This window comes from Streptomyces roseoviridis, assembly GCF_039535235.1.
In the GTDB taxonomy this organism is placed as follows: domain Bacteria; phylum Actinomycetota; class Actinomycetes; order Streptomycetales; family Streptomycetaceae; genus Streptomyces; species Streptomyces roseoviridis.
Window position 1 is genome coordinate 2,816,516 of record NZ_BAAAWU010000001.1, and the last position, 25,703, is coordinate 2,842,218.

General features: G+C 71.9%; 26 protein-coding genes. 13 read left to right on the forward strand and 13 right to left on the reverse strand.

All coding sequences use genetic code 11. The annotated features are described in order from the left end of the window. The first annotated feature begins 22 nt into the window (after positions 1-22). Entirely contained in the window at positions 23-721 is a 699-nt protein-coding gene (locus ABD954_RS12495) for a uridine kinase family protein (protein WP_345486078.1), read from the forward strand. A gap of 133 nt (positions 722-854) precedes the next feature. Here ABD954_RS12495 and ABD954_RS12500 read toward each other — a convergent pair whose 3' ends face one another. Further along, a complete protein-coding gene (locus ABD954_RS12500; protein ID WP_345486080.1) occupies positions 855-1,577 on the reverse strand; it encodes a SigE family RNA polymerase sigma factor in 723 nt (240 codons plus the stop codon). Between the two features lie 169 nt (positions 1,578-1,746). Between ABD954_RS12500 and afsQ1 the strand changes: the two genes are divergently transcribed. From afsQ1 to ABD954_RS12525, 5 genes are all read left to right on the forward strand, one after another. Next, a complete protein-coding gene (gene afsQ1 / locus ABD954_RS12505; protein WP_265869013.1) occupies positions 1,747-2,424 on the forward strand; it encodes a two-component system response regulator AfsQ1 in 678 nt (225 codons plus the stop codon). Further along, positions 2,421-4,010, forward strand: coding sequence for an ATP-binding protein (locus ABD954_RS12510; protein ID WP_345486081.1), 1,590 nt, complete (start codon positions 2,421-2,423; stop codon positions 4,008-4,010). The genes afsQ1 and ABD954_RS12510 overlap by 4 nt, the downstream gene beginning before the upstream one ends. Continuing rightward, the gene (locus tag ABD954_RS12515; protein WP_345486082.1) at positions 4,007-4,639 is read left to right on the forward strand and encodes a hypothetical protein; all 633 of its coding nucleotides are present in this window, start codon (positions 4,007-4,009) and stop codon (positions 4,637-4,639) included. Before ABD954_RS12510 ends, ABD954_RS12515 begins: the two co-directional genes overlap by 4 nt. A gap of 55 nt (positions 4,640-4,694) precedes the next feature. Then, positions 4,695-5,270, forward strand: a complete 576-nt coding sequence (locus ABD954_RS12520) for a VanZ family protein (RefSeq protein WP_345486083.1) — start codon at positions 4,695-4,697, stop codon at positions 5,268-5,270. Between the two features lie 89 nt (positions 5,271-5,359). Further along, positions 5,360-5,560, forward strand: coding sequence for a PspC domain-containing protein (locus ABD954_RS12525; protein WP_345486085.1), 201 nt, complete (start codon positions 5,360-5,362; stop codon positions 5,558-5,560). Between the two features lie 78 nt (positions 5,561-5,638). On the opposite strand, the gene ABD954_RS12530 is transcribed toward ABD954_RS12525, so the two are convergent. Together ABD954_RS12530 and ABD954_RS12535 are read right to left on the reverse strand one after the other, a co-directional pair. Further along, positions 5,639-6,067 carry a hypothetical protein gene (locus tag ABD954_RS12530; RefSeq protein WP_345486087.1) on the reverse strand — a complete coding sequence of 143 codons (429 nt, stop codon included), beginning with the start codon at positions 6,065-6,067 and terminating at the stop codon, positions 5,639-5,641. A 183-nt stretch (positions 6,068-6,250) separates the two neighbouring features. After that, positions 6,251-7,405: an adenosine deaminase gene (locus ABD954_RS12535; protein ID WP_345486089.1), complete on the reverse strand. Its 1,155-nt coding sequence runs from the start codon at positions 7,403-7,405 to the stop codon at positions 6,251-6,253. A 107-nt stretch (positions 7,406-7,512) separates the two neighbouring features. On the opposite strand from ABD954_RS12535, the gene ABD954_RS12540 reads away from it, so the two are divergent. After that, positions 7,513-8,310 carry a GNAT family N-acetyltransferase gene (locus tag ABD954_RS12540; RefSeq protein WP_345486090.1) on the forward strand — a complete coding sequence of 266 codons (798 nt, stop codon included), beginning with the start codon at positions 7,513-7,515 and terminating at the stop codon, positions 8,308-8,310. 127 nt (positions 8,311-8,437) lie between these two features. After that, a complete protein-coding gene (locus ABD954_RS12545) occupies positions 8,438-9,208 on the forward strand; it encodes an alpha/beta fold hydrolase (RefSeq protein WP_345486092.1) in 771 nt (256 codons plus the stop codon). Here the strand turns inward: ABD954_RS12545 and ABD954_RS12550 are convergent. Next, a complete protein-coding gene (locus ABD954_RS12550; RefSeq protein WP_345486094.1) occupies positions 9,197-10,150 on the reverse strand; it encodes a LysR family transcriptional regulator in 954 nt (317 codons plus the stop codon). The two genes, ABD954_RS12545 and ABD954_RS12550, sit on opposite strands and share 12 nt — an antisense overlap. Positions 10,151-10,212: 62 nt before the next feature. On the opposite strand from ABD954_RS12550, the gene ABD954_RS12555 reads away from it, so the two are divergent. From ABD954_RS12555 to ABD954_RS12565, 3 genes are all read left to right on the forward strand, one after another. After that, positions 10,213-11,514: an MFS transporter gene (locus tag ABD954_RS12555; RefSeq protein ID WP_345486096.1), complete on the forward strand. Its 1,302-nt coding sequence runs from the start codon at positions 10,213-10,215 to the stop codon at positions 11,512-11,514. An 80-nt stretch (positions 11,515-11,594) separates the two neighbouring features. Further along, positions 11,595-12,290 carry a L,D-transpeptidase family protein gene (locus tag ABD954_RS12560; protein ID WP_345486098.1) on the forward strand — a complete coding sequence of 232 codons (696 nt, stop codon included), beginning with the start codon at positions 11,595-11,597 and terminating at the stop codon, positions 12,288-12,290. Between the two features lie 101 nt (positions 12,291-12,391). Continuing rightward, on the forward strand, positions 12,392-13,342 hold the full coding sequence (locus ABD954_RS12565; protein WP_345486101.1) for a sigma-70 family RNA polymerase sigma factor: 951 nt from the start codon (positions 12,392-12,394) through the stop codon (positions 13,340-13,342). 67 nt (positions 13,343-13,409) lie between these two features. Here ABD954_RS12565 and ABD954_RS12570 read toward each other — a convergent pair whose 3' ends face one another. Further along, complete coding sequence (locus tag ABD954_RS12570; protein WP_345486103.1) at positions 13,410-15,512, reverse strand: ligand-binding sensor domain-containing protein; 2,103 nt, start codon at positions 15,510-15,512, stop codon at positions 13,410-13,412. A 95-nt stretch (positions 15,513-15,607) separates the two neighbouring features. Further along, entirely contained in the window at positions 15,608-15,940 is a 333-nt protein-coding gene (locus ABD954_RS12575; RefSeq protein WP_345486105.1) for an STAS domain-containing protein, read from the reverse strand. A gap of 44 nt (positions 15,941-15,984) precedes the next feature. Between ABD954_RS12575 and ABD954_RS12580 the strand changes: the two genes are divergently transcribed. Together ABD954_RS12580 and ABD954_RS12585 are read left to right on the forward strand one after the other, a co-directional pair. After that, positions 15,985-16,644 (forward strand): HAD family hydrolase, encoded by a 660-nt coding sequence (locus tag ABD954_RS12580; protein WP_345486107.1) that lies wholly within the window; start codon positions 15,985-15,987, stop codon positions 16,642-16,644. After that, positions 16,641-17,726 carry a HEAT repeat domain-containing protein gene (locus tag ABD954_RS12585; protein ID WP_345486109.1) on the forward strand — a complete coding sequence of 362 codons (1,086 nt, stop codon included), beginning with the start codon at positions 16,641-16,643 and terminating at the stop codon, positions 17,724-17,726. The genes ABD954_RS12580 and ABD954_RS12585 overlap by 4 nt, the downstream gene beginning before the upstream one ends. Here the strand turns inward: ABD954_RS12585 and ABD954_RS12590 are convergent. The 7 genes from ABD954_RS12590 to ABD954_RS12620 all read right to left on the reverse strand — a co-directional run bounded on the left by ABD954_RS12590 (position 17,719) and on the right by ABD954_RS12620 (position 25,470). Next, positions 17,719-18,306, reverse strand: a complete 588-nt coding sequence (locus ABD954_RS12590) for a Uma2 family endonuclease (RefSeq protein ID WP_345486111.1) — start codon at positions 18,304-18,306, stop codon at positions 17,719-17,721. The two genes, ABD954_RS12585 and ABD954_RS12590, sit on opposite strands and share 8 nt — an antisense overlap. A 117-nt stretch (positions 18,307-18,423) precedes the next feature. Then, positions 18,424-19,701, reverse strand: coding sequence for a thymidine phosphorylase (locus ABD954_RS12595; protein WP_345486113.1), 1,278 nt, complete (start codon positions 19,699-19,701; stop codon positions 18,424-18,426). 83 nt (positions 19,702-19,784) lie between these two features. Then, positions 19,785-20,177, reverse strand: a complete 393-nt coding sequence (locus ABD954_RS12600; protein ID WP_345492116.1) for a cytidine deaminase — start codon at positions 20,175-20,177, stop codon at positions 19,785-19,787. 5 nt (positions 20,178-20,182) lie between these two features. Beyond that, positions 20,183-21,448 carry an ABC transporter permease gene (locus ABD954_RS12605; protein ID WP_345486114.1) on the reverse strand — a complete coding sequence of 422 codons (1,266 nt, stop codon included), beginning with the start codon at positions 21,446-21,448 and terminating at the stop codon, positions 20,183-20,185. Beyond that, complete coding sequence (locus ABD954_RS12610) at positions 21,445-22,557, reverse strand: ABC transporter permease (protein ID WP_345486115.1); 1,113 nt, start codon at positions 22,555-22,557, stop codon at positions 21,445-21,447. The genes ABD954_RS12605 and ABD954_RS12610 overlap by 4 nt, the downstream gene beginning before the upstream one ends. Beyond that, on the reverse strand, positions 22,554-24,266 hold the full coding sequence (locus ABD954_RS12615; protein ID WP_345486116.1) for an ABC transporter ATP-binding protein: 1,713 nt from the start codon (positions 24,264-24,266) through the stop codon (positions 22,554-22,556). The genes ABD954_RS12610 and ABD954_RS12615 overlap by 4 nt, the downstream gene beginning before the upstream one ends. A 151-nt stretch (positions 24,267-24,417) precedes the next feature. After that, on the reverse strand, positions 24,418-25,470 hold the full coding sequence (locus ABD954_RS12620; protein ID WP_345486117.1) for a BMP family lipoprotein: 1,053 nt from the start codon (positions 25,468-25,470) through the stop codon (positions 24,418-24,420). Positions 25,471-25,703: the final 233 nt, after the last annotated feature.

Below are 25,703 nucleotides of genomic sequence, written 5' to 3' on the forward strand. Positions count from 1 at the left end.
CACCGAGCGTAGTGGAGGTGTGATGCTCGATACCAACCGGCCGCCTCGGGGGTCCCCTGCACGGGGGAATGGTTCACACTGGTGTCCCGTGAGTTCCCAACCGATCCCCGCCCGGGTCGTCCTGCTCGCGGGCCCCTCCGGCTCCGGCAAGTCGTCCCTCGCCGCCGCCACCGGCCTGCCGGTACTGCGCCTCGACGACTTCTACAAGGAGGGCGACGACCCCTCCCTGCCTCTGGTGGAGGGCAGTTCGGACATCGACTGGGACTCCCCGCTCTCCTGGGACGCGGACGCCGCCGTCGCCGCGATCACGGAGCTGTGCCGTACGGGTCGGACCGACGTGCCCGTGTACGACATCTCCACCAGCTCCCGCGTGGACCGCGAGACGCTCGACATCGAGCGGACGCCGCTGTTCGTCGCGGAGGGCATCTTCGCCGCCGACATCGTCGCGCGCTGCCGCGAGCTGGGGGTGCTCGCCGACGCGCTGTGTCTGCGCGGCCGCCCCGCGACGACCTTCCGCCGCCGGCTGCTCCGCGACCTGAAGGAGGGCCGCAAGTCGGTCCCGTTCCTGCTGCGCCGCGGCTGGCGCCTGATGCGGGCCGAGCGGTCGATCGTGGCCCGGCAGACCGCCCTGGGCGCCCACCCGTGCGCCAAGGACGAGGCCCTGGGCCGTCTGGCCGCCGCGGCCGCCGGCCGCCGCCTCGTCCCGGCCGCCCGCGCCTGACCCCGTACGCCCGCACACGGATGTGGCGAGGGCCGGACAGGAACCCCCGATCCTGTCCGGCCCTCGCCGTTTCCCCCGTTGCCCGTACTTCCGTACGGTCCCCCGTGATCCCCCGTGATCCCCCCGTTCTCCTTCAGGCCACCAGCTCGCCGAAGGACTCCTCCTCGTCACGGCCGAAGCTCAGCACCTCGTCCTCGCGCAGCCGCCGCAGCGAGCGCCAGATGCTCGACTTCACCGTGCCGACACTGATGTCGAGGATCTGCGCGATCTCCGGGTCGGTGCGGCCCTCGTAGTAGCGCAGCACCAGCATGGTGCGCTGGAGCTCGGGCAGCCGGGCGAGGGCCTGCCACAGGACGGCGCGCAGCTCGGTGCCGCGCATCGCGTCCGTCTCGCCGACCGTCTCCGGCAGCTCCTCGGTCGGGTACTCGTTGAGCTTGCGCCGCCGCCAGGCGCTGATGTGCAGGTTCGTCATCGTGCGGCGCAGGTAGCCGCCGACCGCGGCCTTGTCGCTGATCCGGTCCCAGGCGCGGTACGTGGAGAACAGCGCGCTCTGGAGCAGGTCCTCGGCCTCGAAACGGTCACCGGTCAGGTGGTAGGCGGTGGCGTACAGGGAGGCCCGGCGCTCCTGCACGTAGGCCGTGAACTCGGCCTCCGAACAGCTGGAGCGCTCCCCCGTGGCCTCCCCGTACACCGCTCCCCCGTCAGGGACGGCGGCCATGTACGGCGCCTTCCGCTGACGCCCGACGCCGCGAACGCACCCCCGCCCGTTCACACCGCCGGACTTCTCGGTGCTCCGCGTGACGTCGTGGAGACGCGTGACAACTGCGCTCGAGGTGGTGCTGTGCACTGCGTTCATCTCGCGCCCCCCGTCGGTTGGAGTCCGTAGGTCCTTGATGAGGAAAATCCTGCCCCCGCCACTTCATCGCGGTGTCCGCCGACTGTCACAGCCGTGTCACAGGGGGCGGTGCGACGGCCGCGTGACCGGACGGTCGAACTCGGACGGCCGCATGCGACAGAATGAGGCCGTGCCTTTCCTGTTGCTGATCGAGGACGACGACGCCATCCGCACGGCCCTCGAACTCTCGCTGTCACGCCAGGGCCACCGAGTGGCCACCGCGGCGACGGGCGAGGACGGCCTGAAGCTGCTGAAGGAACAGCGGCCCGACCTGGTCGTGCTGGACGTGATGCTGCCGGGCATCGACGGCTTCGAGGTGTGCCGTCGCATCCGGCGCACCGACCAGCTGCCGATCATCCTGCTGACGGCCCGCAGCGACGACATCGACGTGGTGGTGGGCCTGGAGTCGGGCGCCGACGACTACGTGGTGAAGCCGGTGCAGGGCCGGGTGCTCGACGCCCGGATCCGCGCCGTGCTGCGCCGTGGCGAGCGGGAGGCCACCGACTCGGCGACCTTCGGCTCCCTGGTGATCGACCGTTCGGCGATGACCGTGACGAAGAACGGCGAGGACCTCCAGCTCACCCCGACCGAGCTGCGGCTGCTCCTGGAGCTGAGCCGGAGGCCCGGCCAGGCCCTGTCCCGGCAGCAGCTGCTGCGGCTGGTGTGGGAGCACGACTACCTGGGCGACTCGCGGCTCGTGGACGCCTGCGTGCAGCGGCTGCGCGCCAAGGTGGAGGACGTGCCGTCGTCGCCGACCCTGATCCGCACCGTACGGGGCGTGGGCTACCGGCTGGACGTCCCTGCGTGAGCAAAGGGATCATCTCGGTGCTGCGGTTCACCAGTCTGCGGCTCCGCCTCGTCGTCGTCTTCGCCCTGGTCGCGCTCACCGCGGCCGTGTCGGCCTCGGGCATCGCGTACTGGCTGAACCGCGAGGCCGTCCTCAAGCGCACCCAGGACAGCGCGCTCAACGACTTCCGGCAGGAGATGCAGAACCGGGCGGCGACGCTGCCGCTGCGCCCCACCGAGGAGGAGCTGCGGCGCACCGCCGAGCAGATGGCGGGCGGCAGCGCCGGCTACAGCGTGCTGCTCATCGGCGAGCGGGACGCGGGCAAGCCGATCGTCGGCGCCTCGAACCCGGACGTGTTCACGCTGGCGGACGTGCCGCGCTCGCTGCGGACGGCGGTGGGCACGAAGCGGCCGGTGACGGACACCAACGACTACCCGTACCACCTGTTCTGGCAGCGGACGCAGCGCGACGGCACGCCGTACCTGGTCGGCGGGACGAAGGTCGACGGCGGCGGTCCGACCGGCTACATGTTCAAGTCGCTCGCCGCGGAGAAGGCGGACCTGAACTCGCTGGCCTGGTCGCTCGGGATCGCCACCGGTCTCGCGGTGATCGGTTCGGTGCTGCTCGCGCAGGTCGCGGCGACGACCGTGCTCAGGCCGGTGCACCGGCTCGGTGAGGCGGCCCGGCAGCTCGGCGAGGGCAAGCTGGACACCCGACTGCGGGTCTCGGGCAACGACGAACTGGCCGATCTGTCCCGTACGTTCAACAGCGCGGCCGAGTCGCTTCAGAAGAAGGTCGCGGACATGAGCGCGCGGGAGGAGGCGAGCCGCCGCTTCGTCGCCGACATGTCGCACGAGCTGCGCACCCCGCTGACCGCCCTGACGGCCGTGACCGAGGTCCTGGAGGACGAGCAGGACGCGCTCGACCCGATGATCGCCCCGGCGGTGGCGCTGGTGGTCAGCGAGACGCGCCGGCTGAACGACCTGGTGGAGAACCTGATGGAGGTGACCCGCTTCGACGCGGGCACCGCCCGTCTGGTCCTGGACGACGTGGACATCGCCGACCAGATCACCGCGTGCATCGACGCGCGGGCCTGGCTGGACGCGGTCGACCTGGACGCGGAGCGCGGGATCGTGGCGCGGCTCGACCCGCGCCGCCTGGACGTGATCCTGGCGAACCTGATCGGCAACGCCCTCAAGCACGGCGGTTCGCCGGTGCGGGTCTCGGTGCGGACGGAGCCCTCGGCCGGGACCGCCGAGGACGGGGAGGACGGCGAGGCCGGGGAGGACGGCGAGGCCGGGGAGGACCTGGTGATCGCGGTGCGCGACCACGGGCCCGGCATCCCCGAGGAGGTCCTGCCGCACGTCTTCGACCGCTTCTACAAGGCGAGCGCCTCCCGGCCGCGGTCGGACGGCAGCGGGCTCGGCCTGTCGATCGCGATGGAGAACGCGCTGATCCACGGCGGCTCGATCGCGGCCGCCAACTCGACGGACGAGGACGGCCGGGTGGACGGCGCGGTGTTCGTGCTGCGGCTGCCCCGGGACGGCTCGGGGATCGCGCGGGAGCTGCGGACCCGCAGCAGCCAGGGCGAGGTGGAGGAGAGTTGAGACGTCGCCGTACGGGCCGTGTGGTCCTGGGCGCGGTGGGCGCCGTACTGCTCGCGGGCTGCGGCATCCGTACGACCTCGGTGCCGGTGGACGCGGGCGCCGCGCCCTCGCGGGTGCCGTGCAGCGTGGCGGACGACGCGGGTGCCTCCGCGGCGCAGGGACTCCCGCTGCGGGTGTACCTGCTGTGCGGGGCCCAGCTGGAGGCGGTGGAGCGGCGCTCGCCGCTGCCCGAGGAGAAGGTGGCGGGCGACCCGGTGCGCACGGCGTCGGCGCTGCTCGCCCAGTTGCAGGGCGAGCCGTCGGAGGAGGAGCGGCAGGCCGGGTTCGCCACGGCGGTGAAGGGCCCGCTGGTGGTGAGCGCGGGTCATCGCGGCGACCCGGCGGGCACGCTGCGGCTGAGCCGGCAGCCGGAGGACCTGCCGCCGACGGCCCTCGCGCAGATCGTGTGCACCTTCGCCGAGAGCACGGCGGGCGCGGGCAGCACGTCGGTGGTGCTCGGCGGCCCGGGGAAGTACGAGCCGCGGCGCTACAGCTGTACGCGGGAGCTGAAGGAGCGTCCGGAGTCTTCGGTTCCGTCGGTTCCCGCGGCCTCCCCGGGGGCGCCGGGCGCCTCCGCGCCGGCCTCCTGAACGAGACCGCGGACCCGGCGGAACCGATTCCGCCGGGAAGCGCGTCTTGGGGGGCGTGCAGCGTCAAGGTTCCGGCGGTTCCGGCGACAGCGTCGCCAAGGTCGTACGCGTGGCGGGGTTCGTCCTCCTCCTCGCGCATCTGCTGGTCGTCGCCTGGGTGACGCTCCGCCCGCGCGACGTGGCGTGGGTGACCGCGCCCAACCTGACACCGCTGGCCGGGATCAGACTCGACCTGGCGCTCGGCCCGGTCGAGGCGGCCCGGCGGATCGGCGGCGGTCTGCTGCTCCTGGCCCCGCTCGGGGTGCTGCTGCCGATGGCCGACGGGCGGCTCGCCGTCTCGCCGTGGGCGTCGCTGGCCCGGACGACCGCCGCGGGGGCGCTGGTGTCGCTCGCGGTGGAGCTGTTGCAGACGGCGGTGCCCGGTCAGGTCGTGGACGTGGACTCGGTGCTCCTGAACACGGCGGGGGTGGCGCTGGCGCACGTGCTGCTCGTACCGGCGGGGCGGGCGTGGCTGCGCCGCGGCCCGCGCGGGCGCCGGCCGGCCGGCGGCGTCTCCTCCTCCAGGAGGAGGCCGGAGCGTTCTTCTCAGGGGGCTACCCCGACGATTCCCAGGGTCGGGATCGCCCCGTAGACGGACGCTTTGTCCCCCTGGCGGGGCGAGGATGGAGACAGATCGGGGGCCGGAGAGACGGTCCCCGCGAGACTCCGAAGGAGCCCACCATGGCCGCACTGACCCGCCCTCGTGACGGACGCGTGATCGGCGGAGTGTGCGCGGCGCTGGCACGGCGCTTCGGCATGTCCGCCACGACGATGCGCGTGATCTTCCTGGCCTCGTGCCTGCTGCCCGGCCCTCAGTTCCTGCTCTACGTGGCGCTGTGGGTGCTGCTGCCGGCGGAGAAGGCGCCGAGCACGGCCTGGTAGCCCCGGCCGCGTCCGCCCCCCCAAAGGTCGAGGGCGCCCGTCCCGGTGCGGGGACGGGCGCCCTCGGCGCGTACGGGCTCAGAGGCCGAGGCCACCCACCGGCAGTCCGCCGAGGCCGCCGACCGGCAGGCCACCGAGGAGGCCGCCGGCCGCACCGAGCGGGGTGGCGTCCAGGCCGCTCTTGGCGCCGTCGATCGGGAGGTTCTGCGCCTGCTCCTGCAGCTCGCCCGGGAGGGTCTGGGCCTGCTCGACGGCGCCCGGGAGGGTCTTGACGACGCCCTCTTCGACGCTGGTGCCGAGGGCGCCCTGGCCGCCGGCGAGGGCCTCGCCGGCGCCCGAGGGGAGCTCGGTCAGGTCCTCGCCGAGGGGCAGGGTGCTGGTCACCAGGCCGAGGGCGTCGGGGCCGAGCGGCAGCGACGGGGCGGCGGAGGCCGTTCCGGCGGCGGCAGCGGCGAAAGCGGCACCGAGAGCGGCAACACCGAGCGTCTTGGCGGCAGACTGCTTCATCAGAAAATCTTCCTCGGGAATCTCGAGTGTCTCGGGGCGTCGGGGAGGGCCCGAGAGCTGGGCGTTTCGGGGAATGCAGAGTGGCTACGCAAACTAACCAGCGAAAGCCGCCGCCCGCAAACACCGAAATGCGGCCGGGCGTGGTGCGCCCGGCCGCCGAGATCGCCGTCCCGAAGGGTGCGATCAGCCCGTTCGACGGGAAGAGTCGCTGGTGGTGGCCGTCTGCTGGAACAGCCATTCGGACTTCAGCTCGGCATATCCGGGCTTGATGACTTCGTTGATCATCGCCAGTCGTTCATCGAAAGGAATGAACGCTGATTTCATCGCATTGACCGTGAACCACTGCATGTCGTCGAGCGTGTAGTCGAATGCCTCGACAAGGAATTCGAATTCCTTGCTCATGCTGGTGCCGCTCATCAGCCGGTTGTCGGTGTTGACGGTCGTACGGAAGTGCAGCTTGCGGAGCAGACCGATCGGGTGCTCCTTGTAGGAGGCGGCGGCGCCGGTCTGGAGGTTGGAGGTGGGGCACATCTCCAGCGGGATCCGCTTGTCGCGGACGTACGCGGCGAGCCGGCCGAGGCTCACGGAGCCGTCCTCGGCGACCTCGATGTCGTCGATGATCCGCACGCCGTGGCCGAGACGGTCGGCGCCGCACCACTGGAGGGCCTGCCAGATCGACGGCAGACCGAAGGCCTCGCCCGCGTGGATGGTGAAGTGGTTGTTCTCCCGCTTCAGGTACTCGAAGGCGTCGAGGTGGCGGGTGGGCGGGAAGCCGGCCTCGGCGCCCGCGATGTCGAAGCCGACGACGCCGGAGTCGCGGTAGGCGTTGGCGAGTTCGGCGATCTCCAGGGCGCGGGCCGCGTGCCGCATGGCGGTGAGCAGCGCGCCGACCCGGATCCGGTGCCCGCTCGCGCGGGCCTGGCGCTCGCCCTCGCGGAAGCCCTCGTTGACGGCCTCGACGACCTCTTCGAGGGTGAGGCCGGCCTCCAGGTGCTGCTCGGGGGCGTAACGGACCTCGGCGTAGACGACGCCGTCCTCGGCGAGGTCGACGGCGCACTCGGCGGCGACGCGGACGAGGGCCTCGCGGGTCTGCATGACGGCACAGGTGTGCGCGAAGGTCTCCAGGTAGCGCTCCAGGGATCCGGAGTCGGCGGCCTCGCGGAACCAGATGCCGAGCTTGTCCGGCTCGGTCTCGGGGAGGCGGTCGTAGCCCTGGGCGCGGGCGAGTTCGATGATCGTGCCGGGGCGCAGTCCGCCGTCGAGGTGGTCGTGCAGCAGGACCTTCGGGGCGCGGCGGATCTGGTCCGCGGTGGGGGTGCTGGGGATCTGGCTCGTCATTGCGGCACTCTAGCGCCTACGCGCGTAGAGCGCGCCCCTTCGGGGCCGGATCCGCCGGACGGTTTTCTCCGGTGCGGGCGGCGGGCGGGGGCGCCTAGCCTGCCGGGATGACCCCTGTCGCGAACGGCACCGACGACCTCGGCGCGGCCGACCCCGAACTGCGCCGGATCCACGGCTTCCTCTCCGCGTTCGCCCGCCGTCAGGCCGAGCGGACGGTGGAGATACCGGGCGGGTTCGCCGCGCTCGACGACACCTACGCCCTGTCGCGGGCCGACAACCACGTCCTGATCGACGGCCCCACCGATCCCGAGGCGCTGCCCGCCCGGGTGGAGGAGGTGCTCGCGCATCTGCCGCACCGGGCGGTGTACGTGACCGACGCGGCGACGGCCGAGGCGTGCGCGGGTCCGCTGGCGCGGGCCGGGTACACGCGCACGGCGGTCGACCTGATGCTGCACACCGGGCCGGTGCCGGAGCGCGGCGGGGCCCGCGAGGTGGATCTGCCCGCCCTGCGCGGGCCGCTGGCCGAGAGCTGGCGGCGCTTCCTGCCGGACGTCGGCGAGGACGTGATCGACGCCCTGGTGGAGCGCCGGGTGGCCCGTCGGCGGGGCGCCGACGACGTCCGTTTCCTCGCCTCGCACGACGAGTGGGGCGAGGTGGCGTCCTGGGCCGACCTGTACATGGACCCGGTCGCGGGAATCGCGCAGATCGAGGACCTGGTGACGGCCGAGGCGCATCTGGGGCAGGGCCATGCCGGGGTGGTCCTGGACACGGCCCTGCTGACGGCCGCCGAGGCGGGCTGCACCACCCGCTTCCTGACGGCGTTCGCCGACGACTGGCCGCGGCGGTGGTACGAGCGGCGGGGCTTTGTGTCCGTCGGGAGCGTGGACTGCTTCGAGCGGGGCTAGGCCGTCCTCCGGTCGGCGAGCGCGGGGCTACGGGGAGCTTGCGCGGGGCTGAAAACAAGGCAACTTTCACCATCAGTTGACCGTCCGTACGGGTGTCATACACCTCGGCTTCTGAGACTGTTCCGCCATGGCGCACAACGCACTCGTGGGACCGGCCGGAGGACGGACGCCCCGGCTCGGTCGGCCCGTCGGAGCGACGAACCCGGTGACCGAGGCGGGCGGGGTGGTCCTGCTGCTGCCGGACGGGGAGCCCGAGTCCGGGCGGGGCCCCTCCCGGCGGGGGTACGCCGGGATGCTGCCGCTGGGGCGGCGGCTCGTGCGGGCCGGGCGCGCGGACGGTCTGGTGGCGCATGCGGTGCGCTACCGGGGGCGCGGCTGGAACGGTGCCGACGCGCAGCTCGCGGCGGACGCCTCCTGGGCGGTCGAGGAGGCGGTGCGGCGCTACGGGGACGTACCGGTGTGCCTGGCGGGGCGCGGCATGGGGGCGCGGGCGGCGCTGCGCGCCGGTGGGCACGCGGGGGTCGCGGCGGTCCTGGCGCTCGCGCCGTGGCTGCCGGAGGAGGACCGGGCGGCCGAACCGGAGCCGGTGCGGCAGCTGGTGGGCCGGCGGGTGCTGATCGTCCACGGCACGAACGACGCCCGCACCGATCCTGAGCTGTCGTACCGCTTCGCCGAGCGGGCCAAGAAGTCCAACCACGACACCTGCCGCTTCGAGGTCCACACGGACGGCCACGGACTGCGCCAGTACGCCGACGAGGTACGGGCGCTCGCCGCCGACTTCGTGCTCTCCGCGCTGTTCGCCCGCACCCCGAGCCGACCGCTCGCGGACGCGATGGCCGCGCCGCCGCCGCTGGGGCTGCGGATGCCGCTGGCGGCGGGGTTCGGCTCACTCCGGTAGCAGGCTGCCCCGCTTGCCCAGCAGGAACTTCTTGAAGGCGGCGACCGGCGGCGTGTCCGGGTGGCCGTCGAGCCAGGCCACGCCGATCTCGCGGACCGCGCGCGGGGAGGTCACGCCGAGTTCGACGACCCCGGGGCGGGCGACGGCCGGCGGGGGCAGGAGGGCGACGCCGAGGCCGGCGGCGACCAGGCCGCGCAGGGTCTCGGCCTCCTCGCCCTCGAAGGCGACGCGGGGCTTGAACCCGGCCTGGGCGCACAGGTCGTCGGTGATGCGGCGCAGGCCGTAGCCCGGCTCCAGGGTCACGAAGGTCTCGTCGGCGGCTTCGGCGAGGCGGATCCGCTTGCGGGAGGCGAGCCGGTGGTCGTCGGGCACGACGAGCCGCAGCCGCTGTTCGTCCAGGCGGCGGGCCACGAGGTCGGGGGCGTCGGGCACCGGCGAGGTCAGGCACAGGTCGAGGTCGCCGGCCCGGAGCCGTTCGATCATCGCCTCGCCGTAGTTCTGGACCAGGGTGAAGCGGACCCGGGGGTGGTCGACCCGGAAGGCGCGGATGAGGCCGGGCACGGTCTCGGAGCCCATGGTGTGCAGGAAGCCGAAGGCGACCCGGCCGGCCGTGGGGTCGGCGTCGGCCCGTACGGTGTCGGCGGCCCGCTCGACCTCCGCGAGCGCCCGCTCGGCGGCGGTGAGGAAGCGGCGGCCGGCCGGGGTGAGCGAGACCGTGCGGCCGCGGCGGGCGAACAGGGCGACGCCGAGGTCCTCTTCGAGCCGGACCATGGCCCGTGACAGGGTCGACTGCGGCACGCCCATCTCGGCCGCCGCCCGGGTCACGTGCTCGTGCCGGGCGACCGCCGCGAAGTACGCGAGACGCGGGGCGAGCAGCAGCCCCATGTCTTCTTCGTTACTGTTCGGTGACAGGCGATGCTGTGACCTGTACTCATGCACCATGGGAACGATTACAGCAGTTCCGTGCATTGGACGCATGAAACGGGGCGGCCTACGTTCGAGGCATGCCTTCCGCCAGTACCGAGGCGGCCGCCACCCACGCGGTCGCCGACTCCCGCCGTGACTCCGGCCCCGTCCCGGGCCCCGACTCCGACGCCCGGCTCGCCCCCGGCGCTCCCGGCTACCGCCGGATGAGCCTCGCGCTGTTCGCCGCCGGAGTGGCCACCTTCGCCCTCCTCTACTCCACCCAGGCCCTGCTCCCGGCCGTCTCGGCCGAGTTCGGCGCCACCGCGTCGGCCGCCTCCTGGACGGTCTCCGCCGCGACCGGCGCGCTCGCCCTGTGCGTGCTGCCGCTGAGCGCGCTGTCCGAGCGCTTCGGCCGGCGCTCGATGATGACGGCCTCGCTCGCGGTCGCCGTCGTCGTCGGTCTGCTCGTCCCGCTGGCACCGAACCTGGAGAGCCTGGTGGCGCTGCGCGCGCTGCAGGGCGCCGCGCTCGCCGGCGTGCCGGCCTCGGCGATGGCGTTCCTGGCCGAGGAGGTGCGGCCGAAGGCCCTGATCGCCGCGATCGGCCTGTTCGTGGCGGGCAACTCCATCGGCGGCATGAGCGGCCGCATCGTCACCGGCTGGGCCGCCCAGCTGTGGGGCTGGCGGACGGGTCTGGCGGCCGTCGGCCTGCTGGCCGTGGTCTGCGCGCTCGCCTTCCGCCTCCTCATCCCGAAGGCCCGGCACTTCACGCCCGGCTCGCTGAACCCGCGGGCGCTCGCGGCGACCGTCCGCACGCACCTGGCGGACCCGCTGCTGCTGCGCCTGTACGCGATCGGCGCGCTGTTCATGACGGTGTTCGGCGCCGTGTACACGGTGATCGGCTACCGGCTCGTCGAGGCGCCGTTCTCGCTGCCGCAGGGCGTCGTCGGCTCGGTCTTCCTGGTCTACCTGGTGGGCACGGTCTCCTCGGCGGCGGCCGGCGGGCTGGTCGGCCGGCTGGGCCGGCGCGGCGCGCTCTACCTCGCGGTCTCCACGACCGCGGCCGGTCTGCTGCTCTCGCTGGCCGACGCGCTCGGCGCCGTCCTGGTGGGTCTGGTGCTGATCACCGCCGGTTTCTTCGCCGGGCATGCGGTCGCCTCCTCCTCGGTGAGCCGTACGGCCAGGACGGGCCGCGCGCAGGCGTCGGCGCTCTATCAGTCGGCGTACTACCTCGGCAGCAGCGCGGGCGGCACGGCGGGCGCGATCGCCTTCCACGCGGGCGGCTGGGCCGGGACGGTGCTGATCGGTCTGGTGGCGGTGCTCGGCGTCGTGTCGATCACCCTGTACGGCTCGCACAGCGCCCGGGTCGAGGCCCGTCGGCACCAGCCGGCCGCCTGCTGAGATCCGGTGCCCGGCGCACTGCAACTGTTCGGCTCCCCCGAGCGTCAAAGGGGTCAGGACTCTAGGGGGAGTTGACGGACATGGACGGAATACGCAGACGAGCGGGCATCGGGCTCGCCGTCACGTCTCTCGTGGTACCGCTGACGGTGGCGCTCGGCACCGCCCCGGCGCAGGCGGCGTCGTGCAACGTCACGACCGGCCCGTACCAGAAGCAGGTGGAGAAGTTCCTCGGCCGGCCGGTCGACGGCAGGCAGTCTGCCGCCGACTGCACGGCCATCCAGGCGTTCCAGCGCAAGCACGGCATCACGCCGACGATGGGGTACGCCGGGACGATCACCTGGCGCACGATGTCGACGATGCTGGCGCAGAAGGCCGCGGGGACCAACCCCAACAAGGACGGCAAGTGCCCGACGAACAAGGGCCGGATCGCCTGCGTCGACCTGACCCGGCAGCTGACCTGGATCCAGGACGGGTCGCGGCTGAAGTACGGTCCGGTGCCGGTGCGCACGGGCAAGGACGGCACGGAGACCCGTACCGGCCTGAAGAAGGTCTACTGGCGCAACATCAACCACTGGTCGACGCTCTACCACGTGTCGATGCCGTACGCGCAGTTCTTCGACGGCGGCCAGGCCTTCCACTCGACGACCAAGTCCATGTGGAACCCGCCGGGTTCGGGCGGCTGCGTCAACATGACGACGAAGGACGCCAAGGCGTACTGGGGCATGCTCCGGAACGGCGACGACGTGTTCGTCTACGGGCGCAAGCCCGGAACGTGACGTAACCTCCGCGGAGTTCGCCCCCGCTGTCGGTGGGCTGCGGTAGCTTCCCCTCGTCGGTGCCGAACGGGCGCCGATGAGGGGCGAGTGGGGTGGACCGCATGAGCGACCAGTTGGAGAAGTACCGTACGGAGCTGACCGGCTACTGCTACCGGATGCTGGGCTCCGCCTTCGAGGCGGAGGACGCGGTGCAGGACACCATGGTGCGGGCCTGGCGCTCGCTGGAGTCCTTCGAGGGCCGTTCCTCGCTGCGCTCCTGGCTCTACCGGATCGCGACGAACGTCTGTCTCGACTCGCTCAGCGCCGGCAACCGGCGGGCCCGTCCGATGGACCTGACGGATCCGACGCCCGTGGCGCAGGCCCGGCTCAACGAGCGCCCGGAGATCACCTGGCTGGAGCCGGTGCCGGACGGGCGGGTGCTGCCGTCGGTGGCGGACCCGGCGGAGACCGCGGTATCGCGGGAGACGGTCCGCCTCGCGTTCGTGGCGGCGCTCCAGCACCTGCCGCCGAAGCAGCGGGCGGTGCTGATCCTGCGCGAGGTCCTCGCGTGGAAGGCGAGCGAGGTCGCCGAGCTGCTGGACACGACCGTCGCCTCGGTCAACAGCGCGCTGCAGCGGGCCCGGGCCACGCTCTCCGAGCAGGCGCCGGCCGCCGCCGACGCCGCCGACCCGCTGGACGAGGAGCAGAAGGCGCTCCTGGAGCGTTATGTGGCGGCCTTCGAGGGCTACGACATGAAGGCCCTGACGGCGCTGCTGCACGAGGACGCGACGATGTCCATGCCGCCGTACGACCTGTGGCTGCGCGGCCACGAGGACATCGTGGGCTGGATGCTGGGCGTCGGCGAGGCGTGCCGGGGCTCGAAGCTGGTGCCGACCGTGGCGAACGGCCAGCCGGCCTTCGCGCACTACCACCCGGACCCGGAGGGCGGTTACGCCCCGTGGGCGCTGATCGTGCTCCAGCTGAACGACGGGAAGATCGGCGGAATGGACTTCTTCCTGGACACCAAGCGCTGGTTCCCGCTGTTCGAGCTGCCGGAGCGGCTGGAGGCGTAGTTCGCCGGTGTCGGAACGGGGGCGGGGCCGTCGGTGACGGCCCCGCCCCTTCGGCTCAGGTGGTGCGTCAGGAGGGGAAGGGGCCGATCACCTTGGGGCAGGACGGGTCGAGCCGCAGGGTGGCGAGGTCGCGGCCGACCAGGCCGTAGGCCGTCCAGGTGCCCGGGACGAACGCGAGCTGGGGGTTGGTGTACCACTCGTCGCCGAGGGCGGTGGCGAGGTGCTGGGCCTGGGTGAGGCCGGGGCCGATGAGGTGCACGTCGCCGTTGAAGAAGGTGGAGGCGAACACCTTGTCGTTGTGGACGTCGATCTCGCCGTAGCCGGGCAGGTCGCCCTGCTGGACGATCTGGCGGGTGGCCAGGTTCATGGCGAACCAGCGCTTGGCCGTCGTGGGCGTGCGCTTGTAGACGCCGTACAGGACGCCGTTGTGGACCTTGACGTCCTGCAGGGTGTCGTAGCCGTCCGCCGCGAACGGGTCCATGGCCCAGAGCAGCCGGCCCTTCTTCCCGGTCGCCGGGTCGACGTACTCGGCGTCGAACGCGGCGACGCTGGCGGCGGTGTTCCACGAGGCCACCGGGGCCCCGCCGCCGCCGCGCACGTCGGTGCCGACGTAGACGGTGCCGTCCGGGCCCATGCTGAGGCTCATCAGGCTCTCGTTGGTGACGACGGGGAACGAGTCCGGCGTGTACGCCGGAGCGGCCTCGGCCGGGCCGGAGAACCGGAAGACGTTCAGCGCACCCTGCAGACCGGTGCCGAGCGGCGCGGTCGCCACGAGGATGCGGTCGCGGGCCGCGTCGTACTCCATGTCCCACGGCCGCTGCTGAGCGCTGGGGAGCTGGCCGACGATGCCGACCGGGTAGGTCTTCCCGCCCGTCTCGGGGTCGGTCACCGCCGCCGCCGGGTCGATCATGATGAGGCGGCCGCTGGGGTAGAGCGCCGAGTAGATCTTCCCGCCCCGCTCCACGAGCGTCTTGGCCTCGCCGGGGATCTCGATGTGGTCCTTGCCGCCGTCGGGACGGTGGACGGTCATGATGAAGTGGCCGCCGACCCACACCGTGCCGTCGGAGGAGCGCAGGAGGGACTGGGGCTTCTCCGCGCCCTCGCTGAACCCGGCCTTCTTCAGCTCGACGAAGGACGACTGGCGGGTGGTGAGGTCCATCCGCCAGACCTTGCCGAAGCCGGTGAAGCCGGTAAGGGTGGTGCCGTCCAGGGCGAGCCCGCGGGTCTCGTCCAGGGGCACGGGGGTGCCGAGGTGCTGGGGCTTGGCGTAACCCGTCTTGTACTCGTAGACGTTGCCGTTCGGGCGGGTCGACAGGTACATGGTGTAGTCGGGCGCGAGGGTGACCATGTCGGCCGTCTCGGCGTTGCCGTCGGGGTCGGCGATCGGGACCGTCCTGAGGTCGGTGCCGTCGGTCTTCACGTCGTACAGGGTGCTGCCGCTGGTGCCGCGCACGCGGGTGCGGCCGACGGAGACGGTGGTGAACCCGGTGCCGCCCTGGGCCAGGACGCGGACGGCGCCCGTGGACCGGTTGATGGCGACCATCTTCTTGGTGTCGAGCAGTCCGGCGTAGACGTTGGTGTCGTCGACGTCCAGGGACCGCACATAGCGCTCGCCGGTGGCGAGGAGGCCGAGGTCGCGGAGAGCGTTGGTCGGGGGCTTGTACTCGTACACCTTGCCGTCGTTGTAGGTCCCCGCGTAGAGGGTCCCGTCCGAGGCCGCGGCAAGGCTCCAGATGAAGTCGCCCTCGCCCCCGATGGTCCTGAGGTGCTTCACCTCGCGGGTGACGAGGTCGTAGCTGTAGAGCGCGGCCTCGGTGTACGTGCCGATGTAGATCTTGCCGTTGTGCACCGCGAGTCCGTACGCGCCCTCGGGCGCGCCGGGGCCGGGGCCGTCGGGGATCTCCCGCTCGCTGCCGGCGACGACCGTCTTCTTGCCGAGGTCGTACTCGGCGATCACGACGGGCTTGCGGCCGCGGCTGGTGACGAAGGCGCGGCCGTCGTGCACGAGGGAGCCGGAGATCGCCCAGGTCGACGAGGCGGTGCCGTGGGACTGCCAGGCGGGGACGGTGCAGTCCGATATGACCGCCGCGGTGGCGGGCGGCGCGGGCCACAGCGGCCAGAGGACCGCCAGCAGGGCGGCGAGGAGGGGCAGCAGAAGGCGGCGTGTCATGGGACCTCCAAGGTGTCCGTCTCGGGCACGCACGGACGAGACGGAGCCCCCCAGATCGCACCCTTGTTCAATCGGCGCTCATGAGATCACGCGGCCTACGGCTGATCAACGTCGACCCTGGGCAGTCCGAGCACCTCGTCGAGGCCCGTGAACGCGAGCAGGGCCCGCAGTTCGGGTCCCGCGCCCTCGATCCGCAGCCGGTGGCCGTGCCGGACGGCGGCGAGCCGGATGCGGGCGAGGGCGTCGACGGCGGCCAGACCGGCCGGCGCGAGGCCGTCGACCGCGCACACGACGTCGGCGGGCTCGGCCGCCGCAAGGCGGGCGCACAGGCGGCCGATGTCGTCGGGGGCCAGCCGCCCGGAGAGGCGCAGTTCGAGGGTGCGAGGGGTGTCCACACCGGGCAGACCGCCGACGGGTCCGGAACTCATCGGCCCCCGCACTCGTGTCCGACCCGCCCTCTAGCATCGGCGTCATGACTGGTGATCGCGTCGAGCTGGTGATCTTCGACTGTGACGGCGTCCTGGTGGACAGCGAGCGGATCTACTGCCGGGTGGACCGCGAGGTGTTCGCGCGGCTGGGTGCCGAGTTCACGGAGGCCGAGCTGGTGGAGCACTTCGTCGGCTCCCCCAAGGAGATCTGGACGGCGCTGGTCGAGGAGCGGCGCGGCGAACCGCTGCCCCCGGACTGGCACGAGCCCTTCCGCCCCCTCTACGACGCGGCGCTGGACGCCGAGCTCACGGTGGTCGAGGGGGTGACCGACGTCCTCGACGCGCTGGACGTCCCCTTCTGCCTGGCGTCCAACGGCAGTCACCACTCGATCCGCCGCAACCTGACCCGTACGGGCCTCCTCGACCGCTTCGAGGGCCGGATCTTCAGCGCCCATGACGTGGCCCGCGGCAAGCCCGCGCCGGACCTCTTCCTGCACGCGGCGGCGACCATGGGCGTCGCGCCCGAGCGCTGCGCGGTGGTCGAGGACAGCGCGTACGGCGTCCGGGCCGCCCGCGCGGCCGGGATGCGCGCCTTCGGCTACACCGGCGGACTGACGGCCGCGGACCGGCTGACGGGCGAGCGGACGGTCGTCTTCGAGGACATGCGCCGGCTGCCGGCGCTGCTCGGGGTGATGGCGGCGTGAGCGACTGGTCAAAGCTGTTCCACGCGTACGGGGCTGCGACCGACACCGCCGAGGTGCTCGCCGGTCCGCTGGAGACGGCCGGGGACCACCTGTGGTCGGCGATCCTGCACCAGGGCTCGGTCTGGCCCGCGACGCCGCCGGTGCTGAGGATCGTGGCAGGGCGCCTGGCCGAGGCCCCGGTCCTGGGGCTGTCCTTCGTCCGGGACGTGGCCTCGGCCGTACGGCTCGGGGACGAGGCCGAGGAGCTGCGGGCGCGGGTGGCGGCGGCGCCGACGCAGGAGTGGACGGCCGCGTACGCGGCGGCCGACGAGGACGAGCAGGTCGACCTGTGGGACGACGAGGACGGGACCGGGGAACTGGTCCTGGCGGGCGCGGCCCTGGACTGCTGGGACCTGCTGCCGGAGCTGGTGGAGCCGGTGGCGGAGTTCCTGGACGACGGCGACGAGGAGGTCCGGGCGGGCGCGTGGGCGACGCTCGCGCAGCTCCTGGTCCACCCGGACGCGGCGCCCCGGGCGTCCGGGCTGGTGCCGCGTCTGGCGCGGCGGGCCGAGGCGGCCGAGTCGGTGGAGGAGCGGGCCTCGCTGGTCATGGACCTCGGGCAACTCGGCGGGGATCCGCTGCCGTTCCTCGACGACCCGAGCCCGCTGGTGCGGTGCGCGGCGGCGCTGACCCCGCCGCTGGCGGAGCATCCGGCGGCGCACGAGGAGCTGCTGGCGATGGCCCGTCGGGCCACCGACTTCGACGCGCTGGCGGGCCTGCCCCGCTTCGGCGGCGAGCCGCCGCGCTGGACCCTGATCGCGGTGCTGTGCCCCCGGGTCCCGGACTTCTCGCGCCTGTACGAGGCGGCCCTCGCGGCCCTCCCGCACGCCTTCCGGCTGGCGCCCTGCCCGGACCTGGGGCCGTACCTGGAGGTCGCGTTCGCGGACGGATGGCCGGAGCGTCCGACGGATCAGCAGCGGGGCCTGGCCCGGGAGATGGTGGCGCGGGAGGAGCTGTGGGGAGCGACGAACGGGAACCGGAGGATCACCCTGCGGGGGCTGGGGCTGCCGGACGAGCGGGAGGAGTGGCGGGGGCTCAGCTGACGGGGAACTCGGCGGTGTCGAGGGTGAGGTCGAAGGGGGCGGGGAGGTGGAGCTTCTCGCCGAACGGGACAGCGCCGAGGACGCGGTAGACGCCCCCCTTCGGCTCGCCGTAGAGGGTGACGGTGGGGCCGCCTGGGGCGAAGGAGTCGATCAGGAGAGAGAGCGGCACTCCGGCCTGGGCGTATCCGGCAGCCTTCGTGATCCGGTCCGTGCCGGCATTCGACGGAGACGTGATCTCCACGGCCAGCTCCGCATCAGCGGCGGGGACGAAGTGGCCCGGCGTATTGAGCGCGGCCTCCGGCATCACCGCCAGGTCCGGGATGAAGAGGCCGTCCCTCGAGGGAATCGAGGCGCCGAGAGTCTGGTAGATCCCCCAGTCCTCCGGGATCACGCTGTAGAGCCGCCGCTGGACCTTCGCGGCGATCATGTTGTGGCTGTTGGACGGCGGCGGTGACACGGTGATGATCCCCTCGATGATCTCCACCTTGCAGCCCTCGGGTGCGTCCGTCTCCTCCCAGATCCGGACGAGGTCGCTCCACTCGTACCCGTGGGACGAGTGGTCGACGATGAGTGCGCTCATGGCGGTCTCCTCTATCGGTGCGTCACCGATCCCAGCATGCCGAACGGGGCCGACGGTCGTCCATCGGCCCCGTTCACCCAAACGTGTCACTGGCACATGCCAGAGGCGATCAGCCCGTCACGCGATGCGGTCGAGCACGATCGGGTTCGGCGTGAACGCCGTGCCCGCCGCCGCGATGTCCCACGCGCCCTCCAGGGACTTCAGGGCGTAGTCGAACTTCTCCGGGGTGTCCGTGTGGAGGGTCAGCAGCGGCTGGCCCGCGGTCACCGTGTCGCCCGGCTTGGCGTGGAGCTCGACGCCCGCGCCGGCCTGGACCGGGTCCTCCTTGCGGGCGCGGCCGGCACCGAGGCGCCAGGCGGCGATGCCGATGTCGTAGGCGTCGAGGCGGGTCAGGACGCCCGAGGAGGGCGCCGTGACGACGTGCTGCTCGCGGGCGACCGGGAGGGTGGCGTCCGGGTCGCCGCCCTGGGCGGCGATCATGCGGCGCCACACGTCCATCGCGGAGCCGTCCGCGAGGGCCTTGGCCGGGTCGGCGTCCTTGACGCCGGCCGCGTCGAGCATCTCGCGGGCCAGCGCGATCGTCAGCTCCACGACGTCCGCCGGGCCGCCGCCGGCGAGGACCTCGACCGACTCGCGGACCTCCAGGGCGTTGCCGGCGGTGAGGCCGAGCGGGGTCGACATGTCGGTGAGCAGGGCGACCGTCTTCACGCCGCTGTCGGTGCCGAGCGCGACCATGGTGGAGGCGAGTTCGCGGGCGTCCTCGATGTTCTTCATGAAGGCGCCGGTGCCGACCTTGACGTCCAGGACCAGCGAGCCGGTCCCCTCGGCGATCTTCTTCGACATGATCGAGGAGGCGATCAGCGGGATGGCCTCGACGGTGCCGGTGACGTCCCGCAGCGCGTAGAGCTTCTTGTCGGCGGGCGCGAGGCCGTCGCCGGCCGCGCAGATGACCGCGCCGGTGGTGTCGAGGACGTGCAGCATCTCCTCGTTGGACAGCAGCGCGCGCCAGCCGGGGATGGACTCCAGCTTGTCGAGGGTGCCGCCGGTGTGGCCGAGGCCGCGGCCGGAGAGCTGCGGGACGGCCGCGCCGCAGGCGGCGACCAGCGGGGCGAGCGGCAGGGTGATCTTGTCGCCGACGCCGCCGGTGGAGTGCTTGTCGGCGGTGGGGCGGGAGAGCGAGGAGAAGTCCATGCGCTCGCCGGAGGCGATCATGGCCGCGGTCCAGCGGGCGATCTCGTCGCGGTTCATGCCGTTCAGGAGGATCGCCATGGCCAGGGCGGACATCTGCTCGTCGGCGACCTCCCCGCGGGTGTAGGCGTCGATGACCCAGTCGATCTGCTCCGGGCTCAGCTCGCCCTTGTCCCGCTTGGTGCGGATGACGGAGATGACGTCCATGTGAAGGTGCCTCTTTCTACGCGCATAGAAGGGGAAAGGAGGAGCGGCCCTTCCCATCGTGCCGGAAGGGCCGCTCGGAGGTGTTACTTCGCCAGGTGGTCCGGGCCGAACGCCTGCGGGAGCATGTCCGCCAGGGTGACGAACCCGGCGGGCGTCTCCAGGACGAGTTCGGGGCCGCCGAACTCGTAGAGGAGCTGCCGGCACCGCCCGCACGGCACCAGGGACTCGCCCCGGCCGTCGACGCACACGAAGTGGGTCAGCCGGCCACCGCCGGTGGCCTGGAGCTGCGAGACGAGACCGCACTCGGCGCACAGGCCGATGCCGAACGAGGCGTTCTCGACGTTGCAGCCGGAGACCACCCGCCCGTCGTCGACCAGTGCCGCCGCGCCGACCGGGTAGCCGGAGTAGGGCGCGTACGCGCGGGACATCGCCTCCCGGGCGGTCTGACGCAGCCGCTCCCAGTCGGCCTCGGGCAGGGCCGTCACTTGCCCTGGCCCTTCCGGTAGGGCAGACCGTCCGCCTTCGGCATCCGCAGCCGCTGCGCCGACAGGGCGAGCACGAGCAGCGTGGTGACGTACGGGGCGGCGTCCACGAACTGGCTCGGGACCTCGTCGGTGAACGCGTACCAGAGGAAGAAGCCGACCGAGAAGACGGCGGCGATCGCGGCCGTCACGTACTTCTTGCGGTACAGCTGCCACAGCACGGCGATCACCAGCAGCAGGGCGACGAGCAGCAGCAGCGCGTGGACGTTCTCGGCGCCGCCGCGCAGCTTGAGGCTGTCGGTGAAGCCGAACAGGCCGGCGCCCATCGCCATGCCGCCCGGCATCCAGTTGCCGAAGATCATCGCGGCGAGACCGATGTAGCCGCGACCGCCGGTCTGGCCCTCCTGGTAGATGCTGGTCGCCACGATCGCGAGGAAGGCGCCGCCGAGACCCGCCAGACCGCCGGAGATGGTCACGGCGATGTACTTGTACTTGTAGACGTTCACGCCCAGCGACTCGGCCGCGACCGGGTTCTCACCGCAGGAGCGCAGCCGCAGGCCGAAGGCCGTGCGCCACAGCAGCCACCAGGTGGCCGGGATCAGCAGGACGGCGACCACGGTCAGCAGCGACAGGTTGGTGACCAGGCCGCCGAGGATGCCGGCCAGGTCCGAGATCAGGAACCAGTGCTTGGCCTGGAGTTCCTGGAGCCAGTCCGAGACACCCGGAATCGTGATCTTGGCGATCTCGTCGATGCGCGGGGACTGCTTGGAGGAGCCGCCCTCGGCCTCGGCGAAGGTGAAGTTCGACAGGTAGCGGGTGAAGCCGACCGCGAGGATGTTCAGCGCCACACCGGAGACGATGTGGTTCACGTTGAACGTGACGGTGATGACCGCGTGCAGCAGACCGCCCAGCGCGCCGCCGAGGATGCCGACGAGGACGCCGGTCCACGGGCCCCACTGGTAGCCGGCCCAGGCGCCGAACCAGGTGCCGAGGATCATCATGCCCTCGAGACCGATGTTGACCACGCCCGCACGCTCGGCCCACAGGCCGCCGAGGCCCGCGAGACCGATCGGCACGGCGAGCTGGAGCGCGCCGGAGACCTGTCCGACGGAGGTGAGGTCGTTGGCCCCGGAGATGACCCGGACCAGCGAGAAGAGCACGAGACCGGCCGCGACGATCAGCAGGATCCAGGGCCAGGTCAGCTTGCGGCGTCCGCCCGCCTTCTTGGGCGCGGCGCTCGGCTTGGCAACGGTGCCGGTGCTCATGCCGCCACCTCCTTGTCGGTCTTGATGGCGCCGCCGGCGGCCAGCTGCTCGCCGACCTTCTGCTGCTGGCGGCGGAGGCCGTAACGACGGACGAGCTCGTAGGAGACGACCACGGCGATCACGATGATGCCCTGCATGATCTGCGTGATCTCCTTCGGATAACCGGCGACGTCGAGCGACGACGACGCCTTGTCCAGGAAGGCGAAGAGCAGGGCGGCGAAGAAGATGCCGACCGGGTGGTTGCGGCCGAGCAGGGCGATGGCGATGGCGGTGAAGCCGACGCCGACGGGGAAGTCGAGGCTGTACGTGTGGGTCTCGCCGAGCAGGGTCGGCATGCCGGACAGACCGGCGAGACCGCCCGAGATCAGCATCGAGGTGAGGATCATCTTCTTGGCGTCGACGCCGCTGGCCTGGGCCGCGGACTCGCTGGCGCCGGTGGCGCGCAGGTCGAAGCCGAAGCGGGTGCGGTTGAGGACGAACCAGTAGACGACGCCGAGCGCGAGCGCGACGAAGGTGAAGCCGTAGACGACGCCGTTGCCGGTGTCGATGCCGGGGAACCAGCCGGACTCGGCGATCTCACCGGTGGTGAGGTTGTTGGATCCGGCGACCTGCTCGCCGAAGTTCTTCGGCAGCAGCAGCCAGGCGACCAGCGAGGTCGTGATGGCGTTGAGCATGATCGTCGAGACGACCTCGGAGACACCGCGGGTGGTCTTGAGGATGCCCGCGATGCCGGCCCAGAAGGCACCGGTGAGGACCGCGACGAGCACGATCAGCAGGACGTGCAGCGGACCGGGCAGCTCGACGGCGGCACCGACCACGGCGGAGAGCATCGCGGCGAGGCGGTACTGGCCGTCGACGCCGATGTTGAAGAGGTTCATGCGGAAGCCGATGGCCACCGCGAGCGCCGCCAGGTAGTAGATGCCGGTCTGGTTGACGATCAGCACCTGGATGTCGGAGAACCCGGCGTTCTCGATCATCAGCCGGATCGGCTCGATCGGGTCGATGCCCGTGGCGAGCAGCACCAGCACGGTGAGCACGAAGGAGGAGACCAGGGCGAGCACGGGGCCCGCGGCCCCGATGACCAGCTTGTCCTTGTCGAATTTCATCATCGGGCGTCACCGTCTTCGGACTGCTCTTCGGTGCCTTCGAGGTGGCCGGTGGCCGCGCCGGTCATGGCGGAGCCCAGCTCCTCGGGCGTGATGGTGGCGGGGTCGGCGTCGGCGACCAGCCGGCCGCGGTACATGACCCGCAGCGTGTCGGACAGGCCGATCAGCTCGTCGAGGTCGGCGGAGATCAGCAGTACCGCCAGGCCCTCGCGGCGGGCGTCGCGGATCGCGTCCCAGATCTGCGCCTGGGCGCCGACGTCCACACCGCGGGTGGGGTGGGCGGCGATCAGGAACTTGGGGGCGTGGCTCATCTCCCGGCCGACGATCAGCTTCTGCTGGTTGCCGCCGGACAGGGAGGCCGCGGTGACGTCGATGCCGGGGGTGCGCACGTCGTACTCGCGCACGATCCGCTCGGTGTCCTGGCGGGCGGCCTTCGGGTCGAGGATGCCGCGCTTGGAGTTGGGCTCCTCGGTGACGTGACCGAGGATGCGGTTCTCCCAGAGCGGGGCCTCCAGGAGCAGGCCGTGGCGGTGGCGGTCCTCGGGGATGTAGCCGACGCCGCCCTCGCGGCGCTTGCGCACCGAGACCTTGGTGATGTCCTGGCCGTCGAGGGTGATGACGCCCGCGTCGAGGGTGCTCAGGCCCATGAGGGCCTCGATGAGCTCGGTCTGGCCGTTGCCCTCGACGCCGGCGATGCCGAGGATCTCGCCCTTGTGGATGGTGAACGAGATGTCGTCGAGCAGCTTGCGGCCCGTGCCGGCCTCCAGGAGCCCGACGGCGCCGGACGGGTCCGGCGGGGCGGCGGTGGTCAGCGGCGCGGCGGCCGCGGCGCCGGCCTCGCTCAGCGTCAGCCCCTCGACCTTCAGCATCGGCACGTCGGTGACCGTCGACTCGCGGGTCTCCGGCGAGGGCAGCTCGGTGCCGACCATCAGCTCGGCGAGCTGCTTGGTGGTGGCGGTCTTCGGGTCGGCGGTGCCGACCGTGGTGCCGCGCCGGATGACGGTGATGTCGTCGGCGACCTTCAGGACCTCGCCCAGCTTGTGCGAGATGAAGATGACGGTCAGGCCCTCGGACTTGAGCTCGCGCAGGTTGTCGAAGAGCGCGTCGACCTCCTGCGGGACCAGCACCGCGGTCGGCTCGTCGAGGATGAGGATCCGGGCGCCGCGGTAGAGGACCTTGAGGATCTCCACCCGCTGCCGGTCGGCGACGCCGAGGTCCTCGACCAGCGCATCGGGGCGCACACCGAGGCCGTACGCGTCGGAGATCTCCATGATCTTCCTGCGGGCCCTGGCACCGATGCCGTAGAGCTTCTCGCCGCCGAGGACGACGTTCTCCAGGACGGTGAGGTTGTCGGCGAGCATGAAGTGCTGGTGCACCATGCCGATGCCGCGCGCGATGGCGTCGGCCGGGCTGGAGAAGGCGACCTGCTCGCCGTCGATGGCGATGGTGCCCTCGTCCGGCTTCTGCATGCCGTACAGGATCTTCATCAGGGTCGACTTGCCGGCACCGTTCTCACCGATGAGGGCGTGCACGGTGCCCTTGCGGACGGTGATGTCGATGTCCTTGTTGGCGACGACGCCGGGGAAGCGCTTGGTGATGCCGTGGAGTTCTACGGCAGGGGGGCTGGACGCGTTGATGGCGCACTCTCCTTGGCCGGAAAGGAGTGGGAGCGGAGGGCAGGGCGGGGCGAAGTTATCGTGCCGCTGGGACATCTACACGCGTAGCACTGCCGGAAATTGAAAACCCGTACGGGAATCGGGCCCGGAACGGGGGAAACGGGGTCGACACGGGCCGGGGGCCCGGTTCCGGTGGGGGTGCCACCGTCGCCGGGCCCGCGGGTCCAGGTCGAGGAACCTGGCGCCGTTACGGCGCGGTCTTGACCGTGATCTTGCCGTCGACGATCTCCTTCTTCGCCTTGTCGACAGCGGCGATCAGGTCGGTCATCTTCTTGTACTCCGGGTTGGAGTCGGCCAGGCCGACGCCGTCCGCCGCGAGGCCGTAGCGGACCTCACCGGTCTGCGGCTTGCCGTCCTTGACCGACTTGATCAGGTTGAAGACGGAGTCCGAGACGTCCTTGGTGACCGAGGTGAGGATCCGCTCCTTGTAGGCGGCCAGACCCTTCTGGTTGTACTGGTCCGAGTCGACGCCGATGGCCCACTTGCCGGCCTTGGCGGTCGCCTCGATCGCGCCGGAGCCGGCGAGACCGGCGGCGGCGTAGATCACGTCGGCCTTGCGGTCGAGCATGCCCTGGGCGGCGGCCTTGCCGAGGTCCGGCTTGGCGAAGCCGTCGAAGTTCGGCGGCTGGGTCAGGTACTGGGTGAGCACCTTGGCGTTCGGGTTGGTGTCCTTGACGCCCTGGGCGAAGCCCGCCTCGAACTTCTTGATCAGCGGGACCTCGACACCGCCGATGAAGCCGACCGTGCCGGTCTTGGACGCCTTGGCGGCGGCGACGCCGGCCAGGTAGGAGCCCTGCTCCTCGTTGAAGACCAGGTTGGCGATGTTCGGGCCGGTCTTCGACGTGTCGTCGATGAGGCCGAAGGTGGTCTTCGGGTAGGCCTTGGCGACCTTCTCGATCGCCGGGGCGTAGGCGAAGCCGACGCCGATGACCGGGTTGTTGCCGGCGCGGGCGAGCGCGGTGAGGCGCTGCACCTTGTCGGCGTCGCCCTCGCCCTCCGACGGCTCGGCCTCGGCGCCCTTGACGCCGAGCTCGTCCTCGGCCTTCTTCAGGCCCGCGTAGGCGGCGTCGTTGAAGGACTGGTCGCCACGGCCGCCGATGTCGTAGGCGATGGCGGCCTTGCCGGCCTTCGAGTCCGTGCCCGAACCCGAGTCCGTCGACGACTTGCCGCACGCGGTGGCGGACAGGGCGAGCGCCGCGGAGGCGATGCCCACGGTGGTGATCCTGGTGATCCGGCGCAAGAGGAGGTCCCTTCAAGACTGACCGAAAGCGCCTCTTCCGGCGCTGGTTTCGCGGCGATCGTAACGCGCGTAGATGTCAGTTAAAGACCCGTTCATGAGTCGTTATCGGATCGACGCGAACCGGCCAAGGCGGCCACCGGCGGCGTCCGCCCCGATACCGCCCGTCATACACGCCGGTGCGGGCGACCGGCCCGGCCCCGCGGGCGACACGCCGGGGGCTGGGCCGGAGGGGT